This window comes from Johannesbaptistia floridana (assembly GCF_057440575.1).
The window spans coordinates 1-23,167 of sequence record NZ_JALKVM010000097.1 but is presented as its reverse complement, the minus strand read 5'-3'; the positions used below and the strand labels follow the sequence as shown (position 1 = coordinate 23,167).

The window sequence follows — 23,167 nt, the reverse complement described above, 5'->3', positions numbered from 1 at the left end:
CTTTTGCAAGCCCCCACTATCATCGGTACTCCGATTATAGTGGTGGGATGTTGACGGGATTGTCTGGTGATTTATTCAACTGGATAATAGTGTTACTCAGTATATTTGTTTCTGGTATAGCATAACAATTTTTGGTTAACTTTTAAGACCTAACATTTGTAATTCATAGAGACTGGCGTATAAACCACCTTGGGCAAGCAGGCTGGAATGGTTACCGGATTGAATTATTTCACCTTTTTTCAGCACGAAAATTCTATCTACATTACGAATTGTTGATAGTCTGTGGGCGATAATAATGGCGGTGCGATTAACTAAAATTTTATCTAGTGCCTCTTGCACTTGTCTTTCTGTGACTACATCTAAGCTGGAGGTTGCTTCATCTAAGACTAATACTCGGGGATCCCGAATTGCTACCCTCGCAAAGGCTAATAGTTGTTTTTGTCCTGCGGAAAGATTGGCGCCCCGTTCTCGTAATTGGGTATGATACCCTTGTGGTAATTGTGAGATGAATTGGTCGATGTTGGTTAATTTTGCCGCCGCTTCAATGGCTTGTTGGTCAAAATCTTCTCCTAAGGCAATATTACTCTGGACATCTCCTGCAAAAATAAAGCTTTCTTGGAGAATTACTCCTACGTAGCGCCTTAATTCTTCTTGGGATAACTCATTAATATCTACACCATCTAAATAGATATTACCTTTGGTTGGTTCGTATAAACGACAAAGTAGGCGAATTATTGAGCTTTTTCCGGCACCTGTAGGACCAACTAAAGCAATTTTTTCTCCAGGTTTAATGGTAAAGTTGAGATTTTTGAGCACGTATTCATCAGGTTTATAGCCAAACCAGACGTTACAGAATTTTATCTCTCCAGCTTTAGTAATGGTAGAGTCAACCTTAGGTAAGGTTTTCAGGTGTTGACTGGGTAAGTCTTTGATTTCTACTGGTTCGTTTTTTAATTCGGTAATTCTCTCTATAGCAGTAAAGCCCGCTTGAAACATGGTAAATTTTTCCGCAAATTGTCTCAGGGGTTGGAAAAATCGCTGGGAATAGAGTATGAAGGCTGATAGTAATCCGAAATTTAGTTGGTCTTGGAGAATAAAAAAGCCTCCTAAACACAAGACGGCAGCGATTGCTGCTAAAGACACCCATTCTAGAGTTGCTGACACCGCTGAATCGCTAAAAATAGTCTTATTAATTTGTTCTTGGTAGCGATTATTAATGGCACGAAACATTTCCCCGTTGTATTTTTCTCGGCGAAATAATTGTACAATGTTGATTCCTACCACATTTTCCTGCAACATGGAGTTGAGTTTAGATAGTTCTTCTCTAGCGGCATAATTGGCTTGACGATATTGTTTTTGGAAGTAAATAATTAGTGCTGTTATCGGAATCAACATCAACACCAATATTGAGGCTAATCTCCACTCTAAAGCAAAGATAGTTACTGTAATTACCAAAATATAAATAAAATCGCTCACTATACCTATTGCACCACTGGCAAATACATCTCCCAAGGCTTCTACATCACTAGTTAGTCGAGTTACTAAACGTCCTACGGGAGTTCTATCAAAAAAGCTGGTACCAAGGGAGGTAACGTGTATAAATAAGTCGTCGCGTATAGATGCAGTTATTTCCTGTCCAATTCTCTGGACTAAATAGCCTTGGAAGGCGCTTAAAATTAGCTTAACTATGATGGTGATTAATAAACAAATTATTAATAGATTTATACCTTGGCTAAGGTCTTTGTCTCCTAGCCATTTCCAGGTTTCTTCACCTCTAAGCAATGAGACTGCTTGCCCCACAATTAAGGGCTGGACTGCCCCCGCTAAGGCCATGGGGATTAATAGTATAATGGATACAATAAATGTTGAACGATGATCTCGCACGTAGGGAACTAGTTTTAATACTAATCCCCAGTCGTTCTCACCTTGTGGGTTTTTTCTCTGGGAGAAGGCACTCATATAATTATTCTAGTTTATTTTTTTTATGCTTCCTTAATTCAACTTAACATATCTTAATTTTTCTACCCAATCGGCTAAATCATCTTGATTGAGTCGGTAACTAATGGGATGAGCAATTAATCTTGCTGTACTTTCGTAAAGGACGTCGGTTTCTATGAGACCATTTTCCTTGAGGGTACGTCCTGTGGACACTAAGTCTACAATCGCCTCAGACATTCCGGTAATGGGACCTAATTCTACAGAACCATATAGGGGTATAATTTCTACGGGTAAATCCAGTTGATAAAAATATTCTTGGGCACAGTTAACATATTTAGAAGCTACGCGACCATGGGGGGGTAATTCTACCGCACGACGATAGGAACTAGATTTAGGCACAGCAACAGACATTCTACAATAACCATAACCTAAATCGAGTAATTTTGCTACCCGGGGGTTTTTTTCCCTCAACACATCATCGCCAACCACACCTAGTTGAGCTTGACCATATTCTACGTAGACGGGAACATCTTGAGCACGGACTAGAAGAGCGATCGCCCTGTTGCTAGGGTCAGTAATTTGCAGTTGGCGGTTACTCTCATCTAAAAAAGCGCTAAAATCAAGACCAACTTCTTGCCAAAGTTTAATAGTATCAGATAGGAGAGAACCTTTTGGTAAAGCTATAGTAAGCATAAAAAGTTATTTTTTCGTTGATTTTTACTATAATAAATCGAAAGAGGACACAAAATATGCGTATTCTTTTGGTAGACGACGAACCGGAATTAACTAATCCGTTGAGTCAAATTCTTAGTAAACAGGGTTATCAAATAGAAGTGGCCTCAGAGGGGCAAACTGGTATGAATTTGGCTTTGAGTAAAGATTATGAGTTATTGATTCTCGATTGGATGTTACCCCATTATTCCGGGGTGGAAATTACTAAAGCAGTTAGAAAAGGAAAAAAACTTACCCCAATCTTATTATTAACCGCTAAAGATACTTTGGGCGATCGCGTTACTGGTTTAGATGCTGGTGCTGATGATTATATTCTAAAGCCTTTTGAACTCCCAGAATTATTAGCAAGGGTAAGGGCATTACTAAGGCGATGGCAATTTAAAGCTATGCCTGAGATTAAACAGCTAAAATTTGCTGATTTAGAGTTAGATAAAGATAACCAATTAGCCTATCGGGGAAATAGAGTAATTCAACTTTCGGAAAAAGAAGTTAAGCTACTCACTTATTTTCTACAACATCCAGAGCAAATTCTCACTCATGAACAAATTTATGACTATCTGTGGCCGGAATCTGAAAAACCTAGTAGTAATGTCCTAGCAGCCTTGATACGCCTCCTCCGGCGTAAAATCGAAGGCCAAGGAGAAAATCAACTAATTCACACTGTCTATGGAAAAGGTTATCGACTTAGCTTACTGAAGACATGATATGATGACTATGGTCTTTGATTCACAAGGGAAGCGGACTATGAGAAAAAAAATTGGCTTAATTTTAGCGGCTATCTTACTATTTTTCCTCGGTGGTTGTGTAGACTACGATGTAGGAATTAAATTTGATACACAGCATCAAGGCCAAATCGTCCAAAAAATCACCATGGGAAAACAACTAACTACTTTAAGTCAATTCCAAGCCGATGAATTACTAGATAGTGTAGAATCAAGAGTTAAACAACTCCAAGGCAAAACTCAAAGAATATCCGAAAGAGAAATCAAAGTAGTTATTCCCTTCTATAATGGTCAAGACTTAATTAGTAAATTTAATCAGTTTTTTACACCTAAGTTTGAGACTCCTACTGTGGATGCTATAGGTTTACTCCAATTAAATCCAGAAATATCTTTACAAGAAAGCAATCTGTTACTCTTCCAAAGAGAAAAGTTACACTTAATAGTTGATTTAACTTCTTTAGGAGTATTTTCTAATGAAGGAGATTTAATTGTAAGTTCTGGTTCTTTAGTCAATTTAGATTTTAGTTTAAATAGTCCTCTAGGGGCAAAAAGCGTCAAGAAAATGACTTATTTAAAACCTGAAGCAACTGAAAATAGTAAACAACTCGTTTGGCATCTAAAACCAGGGGAAGTTAATGAAATAGAAATAGTTTTTTGGGTACCAAGTAGTCTAGGAATTGGGTCAGTTATCATAGCTATCATTGTAATTATTGGCTTTTATTTTAAATATAAGCGCTTGCCTTGGACTATAGAAACAGCATAGGCAAAAATTAACCATACAGTTCAATTTAATTAACATCTTCCCATGATTAAACGTATTTTTTTAATTATAGTCACTATTCTGGTAGTGATGAATTTATTATTTTCCCTAGCAAGTAGTTTTAACCAACCCCAAGCACAAAGTCGTTTACAGTTATACCAAAGTGAAATCATTTTACAAGCTTCCGCATACGAAATGGAAGATGCACCTTTTAAAACTCCTGAATCTTTAATTGGTGAAGATGTTTATGCAAATGTACAAAAACAATATGAACAAGCTTTAGAAGAAACCCAAACTAATTTACAATTACTAACTCAACAACAAAATAGTTTAGAAACTAGTTTAAAACAACAGGAACAAGTAACTAATAGTTTAGAAACTAGTTTAAAACAACAGGAACAAATAATTAGAGGAATAAATAAATTAGAAGAGTTAAAAAATAAAATAAAATTAAAAATAGGATTGCTGAATATAAAACAAGGAGAATTAGAAGCAGGTTTAAGTAATTGGGAGAAGTCTTTAGAAATAGACAATCAGTCTAATATGGCCAAAACGGCCCAAGTTTTAATCGGTTTATGGCAGCAACCCTCTTCTATTCTACCTAATGCCGAAACTATTATTAAGTCAAATTTAGATGGTTGGTTTCGTGATATCGCCCTGCAACAACTATATCAACAAGAAAATAATCAAGCAGCTTTAAGTATACTGGAACAACAACAGCAAGAAAAGGCTCTAAAAGCAGTAATTAAACTGTCTTTGATCGGGATTACTCCTTTTTTAGGCATAATTACTGGGATTATTATCCTGATTATACTGTTAATACGCTGGAATTCCCAAGGGAAAGAAGCTTTATTAAGTCCTAATTCTGGTTATATTTGGTCTGTGCCTTGGGATGGGGAAATTGTCTGGCAAGTTTTAATTGTGGGGTTTTTCTTCATCAGTCAGTTTATCTTGCCTTTGGTGATTAGTTTTGTAGGGGTAAATCCTAATGATTTGAGTATACCTGGTCGTGCTTTATATGTACTAGTGACTTATTTGGGGATAGCAGGATCTAGTTTATTAGTATTGTATTTATCTATTCGCTCCTTTCGACCTTTGCCAGAAAATTGGTTTAGCATTAAATGGCGAGATAATTGGATAGTTTGGGGATTAGGGGGTTATTTTGTGGCTTTTCCCCTAGTTTTACTGGTTTCTATACTTAATCAGCAACTGTGGCAAGGACAGGGTGGTAGTAATCCTTTGATTTTGTTAGTATTAGAGTCACAGAATAAATTAGCTTTGTTGATATTTTTGGCTACAGCGGCAATAGCCGCCCCGATATTTGAAGAGATTATCTTTCGGGGCTTTTTACTGGCTTCTCTTACCCGTTATTTCCCTGCCTGGGGAGCGATTGTTGTGAGTAGTTTAATTTTTAGTACTGCTCATTTAAGTCTTTCGGAAGTGTTACCTTTAACTATGCTGGGAATGATTCTCGGTTTTGTTTATAATCGCTCTCAAAATCTCTTGAGTAGTATTTTACTCCATAGTCTGTGGAATAGTGGGACTTTGTTTAGTTTGTTTATTTTGAGTAGTTGATTATTTGTTAAACTACATCTACAGTTCAATTCGGTTTATTTGTGTTTAGATATTTCCATTTTTAAGTGCGATCGCGAAAAGATATCGCCTAGGAGGGAGTGCGCGATATCTCAACTCCAATCTCCACAAGATTTTTAGCTACTTTTTCACTCCGTCAGCTTCCACACTTTCAAATCCTTACTGAGTAAGAGATGGGGGTGCAATAAACTTACTCAAAATTGCCAGCGAAAGCGGAGAGCGCCAAGAGAGGCTGTTTTGTGGTCAATAATCTTGAGTTATTGGGAGGCGCTCTCCGCCACTTCACAAGTTATTTGTGACCCCAAACCATTAACTGGTAAAGGCTGGCAATTTTGAGCAGGTTTTCTCTCGCGGAAGTGTGGGAAGTGTGGGGAGGGGAGTAAACCTTGCCAAAATCTAAAAATTTATTGGGCTAAAGCCCTACTACAAACTCAGATCTTGCATCTTTACCTAATGTTACTGTGAGCAAACTTATCTTTTTTGTTTGGCAACCCAATCTATAAGATAGCTAATTTTTCTTTTAACTCTGCTTCTTTAATTCTAAATCCAGCACAAATAGCTAGACCGTTTTTTACAATAATAGGGCGTTTAATCAACATTGGATCAGCAGCAAAAGCTTTAATCCAATCAGCATCAGTGTAACTATCTCTGACTGCTTTTAGTTCGCGGTAAGAGTTACCTGATGTGTTGCGCATAGCTTTAGTGCCTAGTTGTTCAGACCAACTTTGTAATATATTTATTGAAGGTACATTTTCCTTGTAATTGATAAACTCGTATACTATATTTTCTTTCTCAAACCAACTACAGGCTTTTTTACAAGTTCCACAGTTGGGAATTCCATAGATTTGAATGATCATTTTTAATTTTTCTGAAAGTCTAGTTAATAGAAAACATATTTTAGAAATCAAAAAATTGAGTAATTTTTGACCAAGCGGCGTCGGTTGCCACAGGATCAAAACGATAGCCATCATCACGCATAAAAGTATGACTAGCTTCATATTCCTCAATCTGGTAATTTATTTTATGTTCTTGTAAAGCTGAAACAATTACTTGACGTCCTTCTTGAGGAATATGAGGATCAAGAGTACCAAAAATAAATAAAATCTTGCCTTTGATTTCTCTAAGTCTTGGGAGAGTATCAGCAGTTTCTCTACCTAATTTACCATTGTGAATTCCGGTAGGATAAACACAAACAGTAGCTAAAACAAGATCACTTAAAGCAGCGCGACAAGCTAAATGTCCACCGATACAAAAACCGATCGCACCGATTTTCCTTCAAAAAGGGATAAAAATTAATCATCCATCTAAGAGGTTAGGTATATCTCCACAACCACCAGGAATAGTTCGGCGGGTATATTCTCCTCCCCAGGCACATAAATAGTACCTTTGTTCTTTATTCAAATTAACTACATTAGTTAAGTCAGCCTTTTCTACCACTGTACCTGTATACTCTCCCGTTTGATAGTTAGGATGATATTTACGACTTCGAGGACTTGCTGTGTCCACAGAACCATAAAACAAACGTGTGTTTTTTAAATCAGCACCACTAAGGTCGGCTTCATAGAGTATGGTGCGACTTAAATTAGCTTTCACTAAATCAGCATTACTGAGATCCGCACGGACCATATTAGCCTCACTCAAATCTGTCCATCGTAAATCTTGTCCGGATAAATCAGTACCAGCAAGCATTACTCCTAAAAAGATAACTCTAATTCCATAAGCCCTATCTTCTGCGTAGTTACCTAGTCCATCTAACATTGGTCTTCCTAATCGGCTATCTCTTCTTAAAGGAGTTACCAAGCGAGATTGGGAGAGAAAACGCAACACTTTAGCTTTTCCACTAGAATCGACACTACTGAGTATAGCGGAGGTACGTCCTTCGGCGATCGCCCTTTCTTGAGGCCAATCTTCCAGTAATCCTTCTTCATTGAGGGCTAATTCTGAGACTCCTTGAAAATAGGCGTCGATGGTTTGTTGTTGGGTAATTCGATTTTGCTGTATTGTTAAATCTCTAGAGATTACGTACTGTTGCCATGCTACGTATACGGCTAACACCGCGATTAAAATCTGTCCTAAGGCCCCAAACCAATCTGCCCAGGAACCGAATTCATCCCACTTAATTTGATTTAACCAGCCTCCTATTATCTTATAAACTCCAATATATTTAAATAAGCCGAGTATTGCTAAAATCAGACCAGTTGTACCTAAAATACTTTTACGTTCATTAGGGGTTAAATATACTAATAACCAAGCTTTTACTGCTGGTAAAAGAATCCGCAAAGAGAGTAAAACAGAGAAGATTGCACCTGATAACCCTATCCAAGTTAATTTTAAAAAAATACCAATACCCATCAAGCTTAAGCCGAGAATCAGTAAAGCTATGGGGGAACCTGAGGGATATTGAAGATTACGTTTACTCCAAATATGTCCAGATAGTTTTGATAGTTCCCAAGATTCTTTTTTAAAATTAGTTTTCTTGCTTGGTTTTTTAGGAGAAGAGTGTGAGTTTTGATGATTAGCTTGTGTGTCAGCTTCTGGTTTTATATTCATATTCAACTTGTTTAGTAGAAATCAGATGCCGATATAATTATATTAATTTTTCCCCAAGTGCGGCTAATCATGACTTCTGTGTTGTTTAACTCAAAGGAGCGTAAATCAATTTTATTTTCATAAACTTCTTTTAAGCTAGTTTCAAAACCTGAGGGAATTTTGCCTCCTAGTAATTGCTTCATGGTTGTTTCCATGACTTCTAAACTGCTATCTTCTGCAAATACAGCCTGAGTTTGGCGCATTTCTTCTGTAGTTGTGTCGAATGTATATCTAACGTTTACTCCTGTGGCTAAGTCTTGATAACTCCAAACTTTGGTATTAGGTCTACGTCCATTTTTTTGGATATCAGGTTTTCCTATAGCTTCAAAAATTTGACTTTGTTTCGCTCCAATGGTCAAATCAGGTATCCCCATAACTATTTGATTGGGTTGAGGGGGAGATTCCGGGGTAATCTCAGGAGTTGTTTCAACTTCTGGGGAATTTGTTTCAGATTCAGGAATCGGTTTACTAGTAGCGTAGGGTTCAATATTTTCTCCTAGATGGGGCTCTAAACTGATATTTGGTAGAGTAATAGGGTCTTTTGGTTCAACTACTGGTGGCTCAGGTTTTACGGTTTCTAGGACTTCAGGGACTTGATTTTTAGGAGCTAATAAATTAGCCGTTAGAGCTAGAATTCCTAGGATAATAATTCCCCCACCTAGAAATAGAGGTAAGAGTAATTTAAGAGGAGCAGAGGTATTTTCTACTGTGGGGTAATCAATGGCTACGGTAGGACCGCTAAGGGGTGTTGATTTATTCTCTTCAGTAGTTTTTGGTGTTAACACTGCTGTTTGATGATTATTTATTGATGTTGGTGTCAGGGCGGCTAACATTTCTTCTGCGGTAGCAAAGCGATCGCGCGGATGAAAGCGTATTGCTCTATCTATTACTGAGGCTAAGTTAGAGTGTAGTTCTGGTGCCTGTTTTCGCCAAAGTATTTCTCCTGTCTTACTATCTGTTTCTAAATCTTGTGGATGACAACCAGTCAGAAGGTAAACTGCGGTTAATCCTAGACTATAGAGGTCGCTGGAGTATACTGGACGTCCTGCGGCCTGTTCCGAGGGCATATATCCTGGGGTTCCAATCGCTAAGGATACCGAGTTACTGTGTGGAGCTTGGGTAATAATTGCTTCTTTAACTGCGCCAAAATCTATTAATACTGGTTGGCGATCGCTGTGGCGTAGGAGAATATTTTCTGGTTTAATATCGCGGTGAATAATTTTATGGTTATGTGTATAGGCCAAAACTGGTAAAAGTTTAGTTATGATATCTTTTACTGTTTCTTCTGAGAATTTTCCTTCTTTTTCTTCTTTTTCTTGTAGATTTACTCCTTGTATCCATTCTTGAACCAGATAAAAGTTACCTGCTTCAGTAAAATAAGCATATAAACGAGGAATTTGGGAATTGTTTTCTCCCAATTCTTCTAAAATTGCCGCTTCTCGTTGAAAACGATCTTTAAGCCAAGGTTGAGGCGGTTGAATTGCTGGTTTTAGTTGTTTTATTACACATTTACGTTCAGAAGGCATATGAGTATCTATCGCTAAAAGTGTTTCTCCAAAACCACCTCTGCCTATAGTTTGGAGTATGCGATAACGATTATTAAGTTTAACGGTTTCTTTCATATATACTTCGCAATCCTATAATTTTAACTAACTTTATCGGATTTCTCCACAACCGCTTAGTTGTTGACAATCTCAAGTATCTAGCTATGCTCTTTAAGTGGATTCAAAGATTTATCAAGCTATAAGTTTATGTAAACAGTTATTTTTCTTAGGGTAACAAAAATAGCAGGAAATTATTATTTTCCTGCTAAATAAATAACGGTTGCCTCATCTAGTCTAAAACGATTGAAAATAATTTTGCTGTTTTTATTCTTTAAACTACTTGGATGCTTTGATGAGTAAAAGCTTTTGCCGAACCTTGAAACTGAAGGATTAAAAATACATTGCCTGCATTGGTACCATTAGGGTCAAAGAAAAGCTGTTGTTGTTGTTCATCATACAAGAATTGAGGTTTATTTTCTGTTGCCGTGGTGCCAATAACTAAATTGTCAGATGATAGAGTGCCCAAAGGCAATCTAGAGCTAAAATTTTCCCTAGAAACGAATATTAAATCCTGATTTGAAAATCCTTTGATGATATCTTGTGCTTCTTGAGGGCTATTGAAGAGGAAAATATCATCACCTTCTAAACCAATCAAAGTATCTTCTCCTTCTCCACCAACAAGAGTATCTATCCCTTTACTACCTATAATAGAGTCATTACCCTGGTTACCAATCAGGAGGTCATTGCCGCCTCCACCTACTATTAGGTCATCGCCTTCATCGCCTTCTATCCTATCGTCTCCTCCTTCTCCCACGAGGCGATCATTACCTTCGTTACCAATGAGGAGGTCATTGCCGCCATCACCTGCTAGTTGGTCATCGCCTTCACCTCCTTCTAGAGTATCGTTTCCTGCCTCTCCAAAGAGGCGATCATTACCTTCATCCCCTCTAAGTAAGTCGTCATTATTGCCACCGTCAAGGACATCGTTATCAGTGCCGCCTTCTATCGTATCGTTGCCTGTTTGTCCAAAGAGGATATCATCCCCTTGGTCCCCTCTAAGTAAGTCGTCATTATTGCCACCGTCAAGGACATCGTTATCAGTGCCGCCTTCTAGTGTATCATTTCCTGCCTCTCCCAAGAGGCGATCATTACCTTGGTCACCTCTTAGTAAGTCGTCATTATTGCCACCGCGAAGAAAATCGTTATCAGTGCCGCCTTCTAGAGTATCATTTCCTGCTTGTCCAAAGAGGCGATCATGGCCTTGGTCCCCTCTTAGCGAGTCATTATCATCTCCGCCTTCTAGTCGATCCTGTGCTGAACCCCCGATTAGAGTATCGTCTCCCTCTTTTCCTACAAGGCGGTCTTTTCCTGCTAATCCATTAATATAATTGTTAAAACTATTTCCCGTTAGAGTATCATCACCAGAAGTTCCTATGATTCGATTATTTACGTTAGGAGGATCTGGGGATGTTCGGCTTTCGATAATCTCGATAACTTGATTGGCTTTTACATTTAAGACTTGTTGTTCAATACCTGAAGGCCACTGTACTGTAATATCTGCCTTTTGTTCTGTATTCAATCCGAAATGTAACCTTGAGTGATTCTGACCATAACCGTGCATTCCACCAAAGTTTTCTTGTATCTGAGTTTTTCCATTATCAGTTGTTACATAAACTCTAGCTCCCACTCCATCACGATTTGATTGGGTCCCTTGTAAATCAATCTGTAGCCAATTATTTTTATTACGTCTATTTAGAAAGAGGTGATAACCTACTTGTTCATCAATATCAGGTCTAGTGACTACTATATTACTCGTGAATATATCAATAAAACCATCATTATTTAAATCTGCGGTGGCAATGATTGGATGAGAATCTAGTAAAGTGCCAGTATTGCTTCCTTTTGTTACTACCTTTGCACCTCCTGCTTGAGAAACTTCAGTGAACCCAGCATTTCCATCATTTTCCCAAAGCCTACTAGTTAGACCGACTTTACCTGATGTGGTTATATACAAATCTCTATCACCATCGTTATCAAAATCTTCAGAGACAACATCAGCAGCAAAAATAGGTTGATTTAAACCAGATTCTTGAGTTTTATCTACATAAGAATTTGTTTCAGGTTCATACATTAATAGAACCGGAGTCATTGGTTGACTATCTCTGGTATTTTTCCGTAGAACTAAAATATCAATAAATGTGTCACCATTATAGTCTTCTAAATCAAAACTTGTTATGCTTTCCCGACCATCTCCTGGAACTCCTAAGATAGGCTCTAATTTTTGATTTGATTGCTTTTCATAAATTTGAAGATTCGTACTATTTTCTATAAAAACAAAATCATCCAAATTATTTCCATATAAATCTGAAACCCCATTAACCCAAGAATAAATTCTTTGGTTACCAAAATCTTTGACGAATTGGAAACGATTATTTCTTTGAAGATATAAAGATGTTTGGTCTAATCCTTGGTTAAGAAAATGTATTCTTCTTTGTTTATCTTCTTCATTAACTGCCTCTTGTATAATCCGTCCTAACTGGAGTATTAAATTATTTTGCAATAAATCTAAACGACCATCATTGTCCCAATCATACCAAAAAGCACCTCTACCTCTTTCTTGTGGTTTTGGACGACGACCATGATCATGATCATCATATTTTTCTTTGCCTAGGAAACCAGCAACTCCATACTGTTGTGCTCTTTCTACTAGTTGTCCGTCTATGTTTTCGTAGAAAACACTTTCCGTTGGACCACCTGATGCTACAAAAACATCTTTATCTCCATCATTATCAAAATCAGCCCAACTCATCCCATGAGTATCGACGTTAATTTGAAAGTAATCAGTTTTTACCGAAGGTGCTATGTCAACAAAAGTTCCATCTTGCTGGTTAATATATATTTTGAGTTCATTTTTAGGGTTCTGCCACCAATGTGTACTGACGATTAAATCTGACCAACCGTCTTGATTATAATCAACCCAAGCGGTACTATAGGCTAAGCTTTCAGACCTGCTACGGTCATAAAAAATACCTGAGTTATTTATTATGTCTCTAAATTGCCTAACTTTCATATTTCTTTTTTCCTTAATTTACATTTATTTAAAAATAACATGTATTTTAATTATTTAATAATTACTTAACCATTTTTAAACTTAGTTATTTTTTCGGTGTATTTCCTTACAGGCAATAATCATTTTTTTTCAAAAATTAATATATTAAGTTGATAGTTAAATACAAATAATATAGCAATAGACATGTCTATTAGGACCCATAAGTTATCGTTTTTAGGGAACTTCTGAACAGGGAACTTAACCTCAGACCAAAGCATCTTTACCCAAAGTTACTGGTGGGGGTTGAGTAATGAGTAATGAGTGAGGAAGTAATGAGTAAAAGAATTTATGTTAAACCCCTAGGAGACAAAGATTATAGAGAATTAACCATAAAGGACATTTTTCCTTAAAAATTAGTACATAAGTTCTGGTGGAAGATATGAATAACGCGGCTTACAAGCCTTGGAGGAAACCTCCCTCGGACAGCTATATATCTATTTATAAACCCGAGAAAATAAAATTTAATCATATCCTAAATCAACTAAATTATTATTCGTTAACATACTAGTTCGTTTATTGCTTTCTTGGTAATAATCACCTACAGTAGTATCAATGAATTCTTTCCAATTTCTTTCAATTGATTTACTAAATTTTTGAGGTATAAAAATATTTAATATTTTAGCTGTTTTATGATTTATTTTTAATATCTTTTTGGGTACTGATTCTGGTTTATTTCTCAAAGTTAATTTATTTAATTCTCTTAAAAGTACAAGTCTACTTCCCTCTAACCCCACATTTTTATTACTAGTTGCATTGATTTTTTTAACTGGTAAATCTAGAAACTTATATAAAGTTTGCCAGAAGATATGCTCATCTTTTTTTAATTTTTCTAAGGGTAAAACCAATACCTGATCTTTACCAAATAGAGATTGATATTTTTCTATTAAAATATCAAACTTGAGATTTGACAAGTTACCAATAGAAGGATGTGTTACGATATCCTTATCCCCCACATTAATAAATTCTTCAATTCCTAATGTGTGTCTCATAATTAACATTTGTTTATAAGCTGACAACAGCATAGACTTTTGTTCTCTAATCATTATCAACACTTTAGCATTTGGAAAAGTTAACTTAAGTCTTTCTGCTATTTCTTGAGGGAAAAAAAGATGATAGTTTTTGGGGGTATAAAAAAAACAACCGCTTAAAAACTCATTAGATAACACCGGAAAAAGACCGTTTTTTAGAGCATTATTTATGCCTGGCATAAAAAAGTTTTGGACTTCTGTATGAGAAAAATTAGGGTTTGTGATAAATAAATCAGTAGCTTTCTCACAAAGACCATCTTGATGAGGCCAGGGAACTGAAAAACCAGTATTTTTATCTAAAAATACATCTGATTGGATCCAAGTTGAAGCAGTTTTGGGATATCCGATATGAATTAATAGGTTAGAATCATTCATTAGTATAAATTGCTAACTAAAAAAGTGTTTTATAAATAGTAACGCCTATTTACTTAATTTAAACATAAAATAGTTTTAATATCAGGGCCTACAGGGATTATGCCGCCTGGATTAAGAGGAAATAAATTTCCGTAGTAATCTTGTTTTATTTGTTCTAAGTTACAAGTATTAGCAATACCAGGTAATTTATAAATTTGACGCAAATAGCGACTTAACTGAGGATAGTCAGTGATTCTTTTGAAGTTACATTGAAATAAACTATAGTAAACTGTATCAAAGCGAAAAAGGGTGGTAAAAAGATGTACATCAGCCAAGGTTATCTGTTGACCAAAAAGGTAATTTGTTTGTTTCAAGGACTCTTCTAACATATCTAGGGTATGAAACAAGGCCGTTACTGCTTGAGTATAAGCCTCTTGAGTTTGAGCAAAACCACAGCGATAAACACCATTATTGACTGTATTGTATATTTTTTGATTAAGTTCTTCTATAGATGCTTGGAGGGAGTCTGGATAAAGGTTTAATTCAGGATTACTTGCCCATTGATTAAAAGCACAATTGAGTATCTTAACAATTTCTGCGCTTTCATTGTTGACAATGGTTTTAGTTTGAGTATCCCATAACACCGGGACAGTACAACGACCTTGGTACTTTGATTGGGATAATTTATATAATTCTGGTAATGTATAACAATTTTCCCTGGGTTTTTCCATCACCCAAATACCACTGTTGCTATCAGGAATAACTAGAGAAACAGGAATTATGGTTTCTAATCCTTTGAGGGCGCGGACTACTAAAGTACGATGTGCCCAAGGGCAACTCAATCCTACATAGAGATGATAGCGTTGAGTAGCGCTTTGATAGGTATGATTGGGCTGATTATTAATGGTATTTCTAAACTGGCTTTCTGGACGAATATATTCTCCAGATTTATTTGTGGATGCTAATCTAGACATCATTTGTTGCCAAAGAGCGTTCCAAAACCACTTAACTAACCTGATTTGGTATTTAGCGGGGAGGGATTTATTTGACCGAGACATTAAACAAACTGGTTAATATTTAAGTTGAGTGAATTCAGCATAACATTTTGATCAGGAGATAGGCAAAAGATAAAAACCCCGAAGTTTAAAACTCGGGGTTTCTACTAAATCATTTTAATAACTGAACAATTAATTAGTTAATAGCTTAATTGACTTACTATCCTTCGCTATCAATTGTCAGTAATTTCTTTTGTTCAGCTTTAGAAATGGCTACTTGGCCATTTTCGTCAATATCAACAATGGCTTTATCACCTTCTTTGACGTTACCTGAGAGAATTTGCTCAGCGAGAGCATCTTCTAGTAAACGCATGATAGCGCGACGTAGAGGACGTGCTCCGTAAGCAGGATTATAACCTTCTTCGATGAGACGGTCTTTAAACTTGTCAGTAACTTCTAGGGTAATATCCTTCTCGGTGAGACGTGCAAAAACATCTTTGAGAAGAATTTCGGCGATTTCGGTGACTTCCTGTTTGTTTAGTTGACGGAAGACGATAATTTCGTCAATCCGGTTAAGGAATTCTGGACGGAAGTAATTTTTCAATTCCTCGTTAACTAGGGCACGGATGCGATTGTACTGAGATTCTGTTTTATCTTCAGCAAATTCAAAACCGAGACCACCGCCTCCTTTTTCAATTACCTTGGAACCGATATTAGAGGTCATAATTAGTAGAGTATTTTTAAAGTCTACAGTGCGACCTTTAGCATCAGTTAGACGTCCATCTTCAAGGATTTGAAGTAACAGGTTAAAGACATCAGGGTGAGCTTTTTCGATTTCGTCAAATAGTACGACTGTGTAGGGACGACGACGGACAGATTCAGTTAGTTGTCCTCCTTCGTTGTAGCCCACATATCCTGGAGGAGAACCAATCAATTTGGAAACGGTATGACGTTCCATATATTCTGACATATCCAGACGAATCATCGCCTCTTCTGAGCCGAAGAAATAGGCAGCTAAAGACTTAGTCAATTCAGTTTTACCTACTCCCGTTGGTCCTGAGAAGATAAAACTAGCGATAGGACGGTTAGGGTTTTTCAGACCAACTCTAGCGCGTCGAATAGCTTTAGATACAGCTTTAACGGCGTCTTCTTGACCAATTAAACGTTCATGGAGGGTATCTTCCATGTGGAGCAGTTTTTCTGATTCTGACTCGGTTAATTTGCTTACTGGTACACCTGTCCAAGAGGCGACGATGTGAGCAATTTCTTCGGAGTCTACCACTTGACCTTCAGGGTTATCTTCTGATTTTTTGGCACTGGCGATCGCTCTTATTTGGGCTTTTATTTCCATTTCGCGATCGCGCAACTCTCCTGCTTTATCGAAGTCTTGGGATCTTACTGCTTCATCTTTTTCTTTAAGAATTTCCCGTAGTTGTTTGTCTAACTCTTTAGCTGCTGGTGGTAGCTGTGAGTTAATCAAACGAACTCTAGAGCCTGCTTCGTCGATCAAATCTATGGCTTTATCTGGCAGATAGCGGTCTGATATGTAGCGATCTGACAGTTTAGCTGCTGCTTCTAGGGCTTCGTCTAGTATTTTCAACTTATGGTGTTGTTCATAGCGTTCCCGCAGTCCATAGAGAATTTCGATAGTTTCGGCCACACTAGGTTCTCCCACCATTACTGGTTGGAAACGTCTTTCTAGGGCGGCATCCCGTTCTATGTGTTTCCGATATTCATCTAGGGTTGTGGCTCCGATACACTGTAATTCTCCCCTTGCTAGAGCTGGTTTGAGGATATTAGCTGCATCGATTGCTCCTTCTGCTGCTCCTGCCCCTATCAGGGTATGTACTTCGTCTATTACCAGAATAATGTTTCCTGCTTGACGAATTTCGTCCATAATTTTTTTCAGACGTTCTTCAAATTCTCCTCGATATTTAGTTCCTGCTACTAAAAGCCCGATATCGAGAGTTACTACCCGTTTTTCTTCGAGGATATCTGGTATATCTTTGTTTGCGATCCGTTGGGCTAAGCCTTCGGCGATCGCTGTTTTTCCTACACCTGGTTCTCCGATTAGTACGGGATTATTTTTGGTTCTGCGTCCGAGAATTTGAATAACACGCTCGATTTCTTTTTGTCTCCCTACCACGGGATCTAATTTTGATTCACTGGCTAGTTGAGTTAAATTCGAGCCGAATTCATCTAGGGTTGGGGTTTTGTTTCTCCCTTGGGCGGTAGACCCGGCGGCTACTTCTGCCGTTTCCCCTAACATTCTAATTACTTGGGTCCGTACTTTTGATAAATCTACGCCCAAGTTTTCTAGAACTCTTGCTGCTACGCCTTCTCCTTCGCGGATTAAACCTAACAATAAGTGTTCTGTCCCAATATAATTATGTCCTAATTGACGTGCCTCTTCTAAAGACAGTTCCAGGACTCTTTTCGCTCTCGGGGTAAATGGTATTTCTACGGCTACGAAGCCTGAGCCTCTGCCGATTATTTTTTCTACCTCAGTGCGAGCATCTTTAAGATTTACACCTAAATTTTTGAGCACTTTGGCTGCTACGCCTGTTCCTTCTCCGATTAATCCGAGAAGAATTTGTTCTGTGCCCACGAAGTTATGACCCAGGCGACGAGCCTCTTCCTGGGCTAACATGATTACTTTTATGGCTTTTTCTGTGAAGCGTTCAAACATAATGTTATTCGACACCTGCTGTTTCCCTTGTAAGCCGATTCTAGCATAGCCTCACTAGCAAGATGTTGTTTTAAGTACAGCAAATCATTTTAATTTAGTCTTCTTTTAAGATTTTTTTGCCCTATCTACTATATTCCATTGATACTCAATTAAGCGTTTTTGCAATTTATCTATCTTAATTTCTAGCATTTGAGAAAATTCTGGTTTATTTATCCCACTTAACCACAAAATTAAGGCATCTTCATTAGTTTTGTGGTAATATCCCTTTCTTGTCCCAGCCATTTTAAATCCAAATTTTTGATAAAGAGAAAAAGCAATATGATTAGAATTTTTTACTTCTAGAGTAGCTCGCTGCAATTCATTTATATAGGCTTCCTTTAATAAATTAATCAGTAATAATTCTCCTAAACCTTGGCCACGATAATCGGGATGAATTGCCAAAAGGGTAATATGAGCTTCTGACAAAATTGCCCAAAAACAACCAATACCTATAATTTGGTCTGTTGATGGTAAAGACAAAACTAAAGAAGTACTATTAGGACTGTCTATTTCTCTTTGATAGCCGCTTAAATTCCAGAGTCCACCTAGGCAGATTTGATCTAAAGTAACGACTTGTTGTAAATGTTTAGTTTGCAGTGATTCTAAATACAGTTCCAATTTTTCTATCTAAGCAATAAATAATTTAAACTAAAATATGTATTAACAATAACAACTCAATCTAAAGAGCGACTCACACTAAAAATGGTATCAACAGAAGCAAAATTTTTAAATTCAGGGGCTGATTATTTAACAACAGGGGCAAAAAAGCCAACTTCCGTTAATCAATACTTACTGCCAATGACGGCAAAAGTCAATAGGCAAGATCACCTGGAAATAGGTGGTTGTGATGTGATCGAATTAGTAGAACGTTTTGGTTCACCCTTGTATATCTTAGATGAACAGTCCCTGAGAAAAGCTTGTCAAGAATATCTCGGGGCTTTAAAACAATTTTTTCCAGGACCATCTCAAGTAATTTATGCCTCTAAAGCTTGGAATTGTTTAGGTGTTTGTAGTATATTAGCTGACGAAGGTCTAGGATTTGATGTGGTTTCTGGAGGAGAACTATACACAACCCTACAAGCTTTAAGAGAAATGGGCAAGTCAACAGAGGGAAAAATTTATCTTCATGGGAATAACAAATCTTGGGAGGAGTTAAAACTAGCAATAGATAATAAATGTACAATAGTAGTAGATAACTGGTGGGAATTAGAACAATTAGCCGCCTGGAGTGGGGAATCAATTAGAATTATGCTCAGGCTAACCCCAGGAATAGAATGTCATACCCATGAATATATCCAAACAGGACATTTAGATAGTAAATTTGGTTTTGATCCCCATGATTTAGAAAAATTATTTGCTTTTGTAGCGAAGGTATCCCATTTAAATTGTGTGGGTTTACACGCTCACATAGGCTCACAAATTTTTGAATGTCAACCTCATCAAGATTTGGCTAGACTAATGGTAAGTTGGCAAAAACAAGCTAAAAACCATGGTTTAGCAATAGAAGAGTTAAATTTAGGAGGGGGGTTAGGAATTCGTTATACAGAAACAGATGATCCCCCAAGTATTCAAGCATGGGTTGAGCTAATTAGTGTAGGAATAACCGAAGCTTGTCAGGCAGAAAATCTCCCCCTACCAAAAATAATTATTGAACCGGGAAGATCTCTGATAGGAACTAGTTGTGTAACAGCTTATACAATTGGTAGTCAAAAAACAGTTCCCGGAATTCGTAAATATATTTCTGTAGATGGTGGAATGTCTGATAATCCTCGCCCAATTACCTACCAATCAGAATATCGCTGTTGTTTGGCTAATCAGATGTCAGCTCCAGCTACAGAAACAGTGACTATTGCCGGAAAACACTGTGAATCAGGAGATATTCTCCTTCAAAAAGCTAATTTACCGGAAACTAAACCAAAAGATATTTTAGTGGTAATGGGAACAGGGGCTTATAATTACAGTATGGCCTCTAACTATAACCGTTTACCCCGTCCAGCGGCGGTATTGGTTAATCAAGGAGAAGCTAATTTAATACTGCGCCGAGAAAACTATCAAGATTTATTACATCAAGATCAACTTCCAGCTAGGTTATTACCAAAAATATAAATGGCGAATCGCCAGTATCTAGAGCTAATCAATCACTAGAAAGTTAAATGTCTGCATGGGTTTCCTCTGCTACTTATATTCTCTCTAACTTCTGGCTAAATCAAGGAATCGATTTAGCCATAGCCTTTTTCATTTGCATATTATTGCTAGTGGTAATAGGCGATCGCCATACACGTGGAATGATCCAAGGATTAATCGTAATTATGATTGCAGCATTTATTAGTAAAAGGCTGGGATTAATGTTAGTCAATGCTGTCTTAGAAAAGTTTGTGTTAGGGGGAACTATTGTTATAGCAATAAGTTTCCAATTGGAGTTACGGCGGTTTTTAGAAAAATTAGGCAGAGGAGAAATTAGGTCTTTATTTTACAGTTCTCGCAAACTATCTGTAAAAACTACTAGCATTATTGATCAACTGATAGACGCGGTTAAAGATCTTTCTCGAAATCGGATTGGGGCATTAATTATTATTGAAACTAATAACCCAATTAATCCTCAATTTCTCAGTAGTACTGGAGTAAGACTAAATGCTAATGTTTCTAAAGAGTTGATTCAAACTATTTTTCAAAAGAAGACTCCCTTACACGATGGAGCGATTTTGATTAAAAATGGGAAGATTATTGCTGCCGGGGTGTTGATTATGAAGTTGTCCTGCCGTACGGCGCCTTCCCAGTATGGAACTCGCCATCGGGCAGCCATGGGGATCACTGAAAAAGTAGAAGATGCCTTGTGTATTGTAGTATCAGAAGAAACTGGCTCGATTTCTTTAGTTGAAAAAGGAAATCTCAATCGCTTAACTAATACTGATCTAAGAGAGCAATTAGAGGCGAAACTAGTTCAAGCTACTAAGGAACCAGTGGAAACTTGGGGCATTTTGAGTAAAATTACTCAAAAACTTCAAGGAAATTTATCAAAATCTTTAAAAAATAAATCGGCAGATATTCCTGGAAGTAGAGTAAACTATCGATCTAGGCCGATAACAAAAATTGTTTCTAAACTAAAACGTTGGCTCAAATTTTCCTCATCAACTTCAAAAGATAAAAAATGACAGTCAAGCCTATACTCAAAGATTTACCAGGAGATATTGATAAAGCCCGTTTACCTCAACATATTGCAGTCATTATGGACGGCAATGGTCGCTGGGCAAAACGTCAAGGAAAACCCAGAATAGTTGGTCATCAAAAGGGTGTAGATACCCTCAAAGAGTTACTACGCTGTTGTAAGGACTGGGGAATCCCTGCTTTAACTGTTTATGCTTTTTCTACGGAAAATTGGGGTCGTCCTCAAGAAGAGGTTAAGTTTTTGATGACTTTGTTTGAAAGGGTTTTGCGCCGGGAATTAAAAGAAATGTGTGAAGAAAATATCAGAATTCGTTTTGTGGGTAATTTAGATATGTTACCAAATTCGCTACAAGAAGAAATTAGGCGCTCGATGAAAGATACTCAAGAAAATCAAGATGTGGCCTTTACTGTGGCTACTAATTATGGGGGAAGACAGGAAATTATTCATGCTTGTCGGGCGATCGCTTCCCAAGTGGCGGCAGGGTTAATCACTCCAGAAGATATTAACGAGGAGTTATGGGAAAATCATTTGTATACAGCAGGACTCTCTCATCCTGATTTATTAATTCGCACTAGTGGGGAAATGCGTATTAGTAATTTTTTACTTTGGCAGATGGCTTATGCGGAAATTTATGTAACTGATACTCTATGGCCAGATTTTGATCGTGTGGAATTTCATAAGGCGTTAGTCGCTTATCAAAAAAGAGAGCGACGCTTCGGTAAAGTCAACGAGGAGAAATAGGTTGTGTCTATATTTAAATAACTCTGTTTTGTTTATGACTCTTTTTACTCTAGATTTTTCTTCTATTTGTCAAGTTACTGACGAGCAATTTTATCAATTATGTCGAAAAAACCCAGATATTAAATTTGAACGTAATGCTAAAGGGGAAATTATCATTATGTCTCCAACTGGTGGGGAAACAGGAAAACGCAATGCTAAACTAATTAGTTATTTAGTTATCTGGAACGAACAAACTAAATTAGGGGAAGTATTTGACTCTTCTACTTGTTTCAAGTTACCTAATGGTGCTAATAGATCGCCGGATCTTGCTTGGATTAAACAGGAAAGATGGGATGAACTAACTTCTGAAGAAAAAGAAAAGTTTCCTCCAATTGCCCCTGATTTTGTACTGGAGTTAATGTCTCCTAGTGATTCTTTGTCAAAAATCCAGGAAAAGTGCCAAGAATATGTTGAACAAGGAGTTCAACTTTGCTGGTTGATTAATAGAAAAAACCGGAGAGTAGAAATTTATCGACCAGAAACAGATGTAGAGTTACTAGATTCTCCGATTTGTCTTGTAGGAGAAAATGTTTTGCCTGGGTTTGTTTTAGATTTGCAAATTATTTGGGATTAATTAACTATCCTTTAGTTAATATTATCGAATAAATACATACTCAGATTGAGAAGAGTGATCTGCTTGATATTGATAATTATCAAGAGCAAAGTTTAATAGATCTTCGGGAGTCTCAATTTTATGTTTAACAATCCAGTTAGCCATTATTCCTCTGGCACGTTTTGCTTGAATCGGAATAACTTTTAGTTTTTCCAATCGCTTTTCTTTAAAAGTTATAGTCACTATAGGAAAACCTAACTTTTGAGTATCAATGACGGAGAAATATTCCTTTGATGCAAGATTAATTAATTTTGAAGGTCATGAAGCTTCATTTCCAGTAACTCGCGATCTTTACAGACGATCGCCAACATAGTTTGAATATTCTCATAACTAAATAACCTGATCAGCTTCTTCGGGAAAAGTTACATTCTCATAAACTAAAGAAATTGGACATCGAAAATTAACACTGGTTAATTCAACTTCTAATTCTTCTGGATTCTCACTTTCTTGGTCGATTGAATAGGGGGCTAAATACAGTTGAAAAATATTTACTCATTACTGCTAAAACTTGCTCAT

At 37.0% G+C, this 23,167-nt stretch carries 19 protein-coding genes; 7 read left to right on the top strand and 12 right to left on the bottom strand.

Features of this window, described 5'->3' with window-relative positions; genetic code table 11:
- Positions 1–135: 135 nt before the first annotated feature.
- Together MW688_RS07015 and hisG are read right to left on the bottom strand one after the other, a co-directional pair.
- A complete protein-coding gene (locus tag MW688_RS07015; RefSeq protein ID WP_486735224.1) occupies positions 136–1,959 on the bottom strand; it encodes an ABC transporter ATP-binding protein in 1,824 nt (607 codons plus the stop codon).
- A gap of 33 nt (positions 1,960–1,992) precedes the next feature.
- Complete coding sequence (gene hisG, locus MW688_RS07010) at positions 1,993–2,631, bottom strand: ATP phosphoribosyltransferase (RefSeq protein WP_486735223.1); 639 nt, start codon at positions 2,629–2,631, stop codon at positions 1,993–1,995.
- Positions 2,632–2,687: 56 nt separating this feature from the next.
- Here hisG and MW688_RS07005 point away from each other — a divergent pair, with 56 nt between their 5' ends.
- Genes MW688_RS07005 through MW688_RS06995 form a run of 3 tightly spaced genes read left to right on the top strand, consistent with a single transcriptional unit; the run spans position 2,688 to position 5,727 of the window.
- The gene (locus MW688_RS07005; protein ID WP_486735222.1) at positions 2,688–3,374 is read left to right on the top strand and encodes a response regulator transcription factor; all 687 of its coding nucleotides are present in this window, start codon (positions 2,688–2,690) and stop codon (positions 3,372–3,374) included.
- A 40-nt stretch (positions 3,375–3,414) separates the two neighbouring features.
- Positions 3,415–4,155: a DUF3153 domain-containing protein gene (locus MW688_RS07000; RefSeq protein WP_486735221.1), complete on the top strand. Its 741-nt coding sequence runs from the start codon at positions 3,415–3,417 to the stop codon at positions 4,153–4,155.
- Positions 4,156–4,197: 42 nt separating this feature from the next.
- Positions 4,198–5,727, top strand: a complete 1,530-nt coding sequence (locus tag MW688_RS06995; protein WP_486735220.1) for a CPBP family glutamic-type intramembrane protease — start codon at positions 4,198–4,200, stop codon at positions 5,725–5,727.
- 515 nt (positions 5,728–6,242) lie between these two features.
- Here the strand turns inward: MW688_RS06995 and MW688_RS06990 are convergent.
- The 9 genes from MW688_RS06990 to rimI form a co-directional block, all read right to left on the bottom strand.
- Positions 6,243–6,602 carry a Spx/MgsR family RNA polymerase-binding regulatory protein gene (locus MW688_RS06990; RefSeq protein ID WP_486735219.1) on the bottom strand — a complete coding sequence of 120 codons (360 nt, stop codon included), beginning with the start codon at positions 6,600–6,602 and terminating at the stop codon, positions 6,243–6,245.
- Positions 6,603–6,642: 40 nt separating this feature from the next.
- Positions 6,643–7,005 carry a dienelactone hydrolase family protein gene (locus MW688_RS06985; RefSeq protein ID WP_486735228.1) on the bottom strand — a complete coding sequence of 121 codons (363 nt, stop codon included), beginning with the start codon at positions 7,003–7,005 and terminating at the stop codon, positions 6,643–6,645.
- Between the two features lie 36 nt (positions 7,006–7,041).
- Positions 7,042–8,295, bottom strand: a complete 1,254-nt coding sequence (locus tag MW688_RS06980; protein ID WP_486735218.1) for a pentapeptide repeat-containing protein — start codon at positions 8,293–8,295, stop codon at positions 7,042–7,044.
- An 11-nt stretch (positions 8,296–8,306) separates the two neighbouring features.
- Positions 8,307–9,956: a protein kinase domain-containing protein gene (locus tag MW688_RS06975; RefSeq protein WP_486735217.1), complete on the bottom strand. Its 1,650-nt coding sequence runs from the start codon at positions 9,954–9,956 to the stop codon at positions 8,307–8,309.
- A 253-nt stretch (positions 9,957–10,209) separates the two neighbouring features.
- Positions 10,210–12,948 (bottom strand): FG-GAP-like repeat-containing protein, encoded by a 2,739-nt coding sequence (locus MW688_RS06970; protein ID WP_486735216.1) that lies wholly within the window; start codon positions 12,946–12,948, stop codon positions 10,210–10,212.
- A gap of 500 nt (positions 12,949–13,448) precedes the next feature.
- Positions 13,449–14,390, bottom strand: a complete 942-nt coding sequence (locus tag MW688_RS06965) for a sulfotransferase domain-containing protein (RefSeq protein WP_486735215.1) — start codon at positions 14,388–14,390, stop codon at positions 13,449–13,451.
- 53 nt (positions 14,391–14,443) lie between these two features.
- Positions 14,444–15,427, bottom strand: a complete 984-nt coding sequence (locus MW688_RS06960; RefSeq protein WP_486735214.1) for a glutathione S-transferase family protein — start codon at positions 15,425–15,427, stop codon at positions 14,444–14,446.
- A 157-nt stretch (positions 15,428–15,584) separates the two neighbouring features.
- A complete protein-coding gene (locus MW688_RS06955; RefSeq protein WP_486735226.1) occupies positions 15,585–18,053 on the bottom strand; it encodes an ATP-dependent Clp protease ATP-binding subunit in 2,469 nt (822 codons plus the stop codon).
- Positions 18,054–18,158: 105 nt separating this feature from the next.
- Positions 18,159–18,710 carry a ribosomal protein S18-alanine N-acetyltransferase gene (rimI, locus tag MW688_RS06950; protein ID WP_486735213.1) on the bottom strand — a complete coding sequence of 184 codons (552 nt, stop codon included), beginning with the start codon at positions 18,708–18,710 and terminating at the stop codon, positions 18,159–18,161.
- 84 nt (positions 18,711–18,794) lie between these two features.
- Here rimI and lysA point away from each other — a divergent pair, with 84 nt between their 5' ends.
- The 4 genes from lysA to MW688_RS06930 are packed head-to-tail and all read left to right on the top strand — an operon-like array spanning position 18,795 to position 22,612.
- Complete coding sequence (gene lysA / locus MW688_RS06945) at positions 18,795–20,198, top strand: diaminopimelate decarboxylase (RefSeq protein WP_486735212.1); 1,404 nt, start codon at positions 18,795–18,797, stop codon at positions 20,196–20,198.
- Positions 20,199–20,245: 47 nt separating this feature from the next.
- Entirely contained in the window at positions 20,246–21,244 is a 999-nt protein-coding gene (gene cdaA / locus MW688_RS06940) for a diadenylate cyclase CdaA (RefSeq protein WP_486735211.1), read from the top strand.
- Positions 21,241–21,999: a polyprenyl diphosphate synthase gene (gene uppS, locus MW688_RS06935; RefSeq protein ID WP_486735210.1), complete on the top strand. Its 759-nt coding sequence runs from the start codon at positions 21,241–21,243 to the stop codon at positions 21,997–21,999. The genes cdaA and uppS overlap by 4 nt, the downstream gene beginning before the upstream one ends.
- Positions 22,000–22,033: 34 nt before the next feature.
- Complete coding sequence (locus tag MW688_RS06930; protein ID WP_486735209.1) at positions 22,034–22,612, top strand: Uma2 family endonuclease; 579 nt, start codon at positions 22,034–22,036, stop codon at positions 22,610–22,612.
- Positions 22,613–22,633: 21 nt separating this feature from the next.
- Here MW688_RS06930 and yaaA read toward each other — a convergent pair whose 3' ends face one another.
- Positions 22,634–22,897: a peroxide stress protein YaaA gene (yaaA, locus tag MW688_RS06925; protein ID WP_486735225.1), complete on the bottom strand. Its 264-nt coding sequence runs from the start codon at positions 22,895–22,897 to the stop codon at positions 22,634–22,636.
- Between the last annotated feature and the right edge of the window lie 270 nt (positions 22,898–23,167).

What these genes read in the sequence shown, in the direction of transcription:
- MW688_RS07015 (WP_486735224.1), bottom strand. Translation starts at nt 1,959, where the DNA reads ATGAGTGCCTTCTCCCAGAGAAAAAACCCACAAGGTGAGAACGACTGG.
- hisG (WP_486735223.1), bottom strand. Translation starts at nt 2,631, where the DNA reads ATGCTTACTATAGCTTTACCAAAAGGTTCTCTCCTATCTGATACTATT.
- MW688_RS07005 (WP_486735222.1), top strand. Translation starts at nt 2,688, where the DNA reads ATGCGTATTCTTTTGGTAGACGACGAACCGGAATTAACTAATCCGTTG.
- MW688_RS07000 (WP_486735221.1), top strand. Translation starts at nt 3,415, where the DNA reads ATGAGAAAAAAAATTGGCTTAATTTTAGCGGCTATCTTACTATTTTTC.
- MW688_RS06995 (WP_486735220.1), top strand. Translation starts at nt 4,198, where the DNA reads ATGATTAAACGTATTTTTTTAATTATAGTCACTATTCTGGTAGTGATG.
- MW688_RS06990 (WP_486735219.1), bottom strand. Translation starts at nt 6,602, where the DNA reads ATGATCATTCAAATCTATGGAATTCCCAACTGTGGAACTTGTAAAAAA.
- MW688_RS06980 (WP_486735218.1), bottom strand. Translation starts at nt 8,295, where the DNA reads ATGAATATAAAACCAGAAGCTGACACACAAGCTAATCATCAAAACTCA.
- MW688_RS06975 (WP_486735217.1), bottom strand. Translation starts at nt 9,956, where the DNA reads ATGAAAGAAACCGTTAAACTTAATAATCGTTATCGCATACTCCAAACT.
- MW688_RS06970 (WP_486735216.1), bottom strand. Translation starts at nt 12,948, where the DNA reads ATGAAAGTTAGGCAATTTAGAGACATAATAAATAACTCAGGTATTTTT.
- MW688_RS06965 (WP_486735215.1), bottom strand. Translation starts at nt 14,390, where the DNA reads ATGAATGATTCTAACCTATTAATTCATATCGGATATCCCAAAACTGCT.
- MW688_RS06960 (WP_486735214.1), bottom strand. Translation starts at nt 15,427, where the DNA reads ATGTCTCGGTCAAATAAATCCCTCCCCGCTAAATACCAAATCAGGTTA.
- MW688_RS06955 (WP_486735226.1), bottom strand. Translation starts at nt 18,053, where the DNA reads ATGTTTGAACGCTTCACAGAAAAAGCCATAAAAGTAATCATGTTAGCC.
- lysA (WP_486735212.1), top strand. Translation starts at nt 18,795, where the DNA reads ATGGTATCAACAGAAGCAAAATTTTTAAATTCAGGGGCTGATTATTTA.
- cdaA (WP_486735211.1), top strand. Translation starts at nt 20,246, where the DNA reads ATGTCTGCATGGGTTTCCTCTGCTACTTATATTCTCTCTAACTTCTGG.
- uppS (WP_486735210.1), top strand. Translation starts at nt 21,241, where the DNA reads ATGACAGTCAAGCCTATACTCAAAGATTTACCAGGAGATATTGATAAA.
- MW688_RS06930 (WP_486735209.1), top strand. Translation starts at nt 22,034, where the DNA reads ATGACTCTTTTTACTCTAGATTTTTCTTCTATTTGTCAAGTTACTGAC.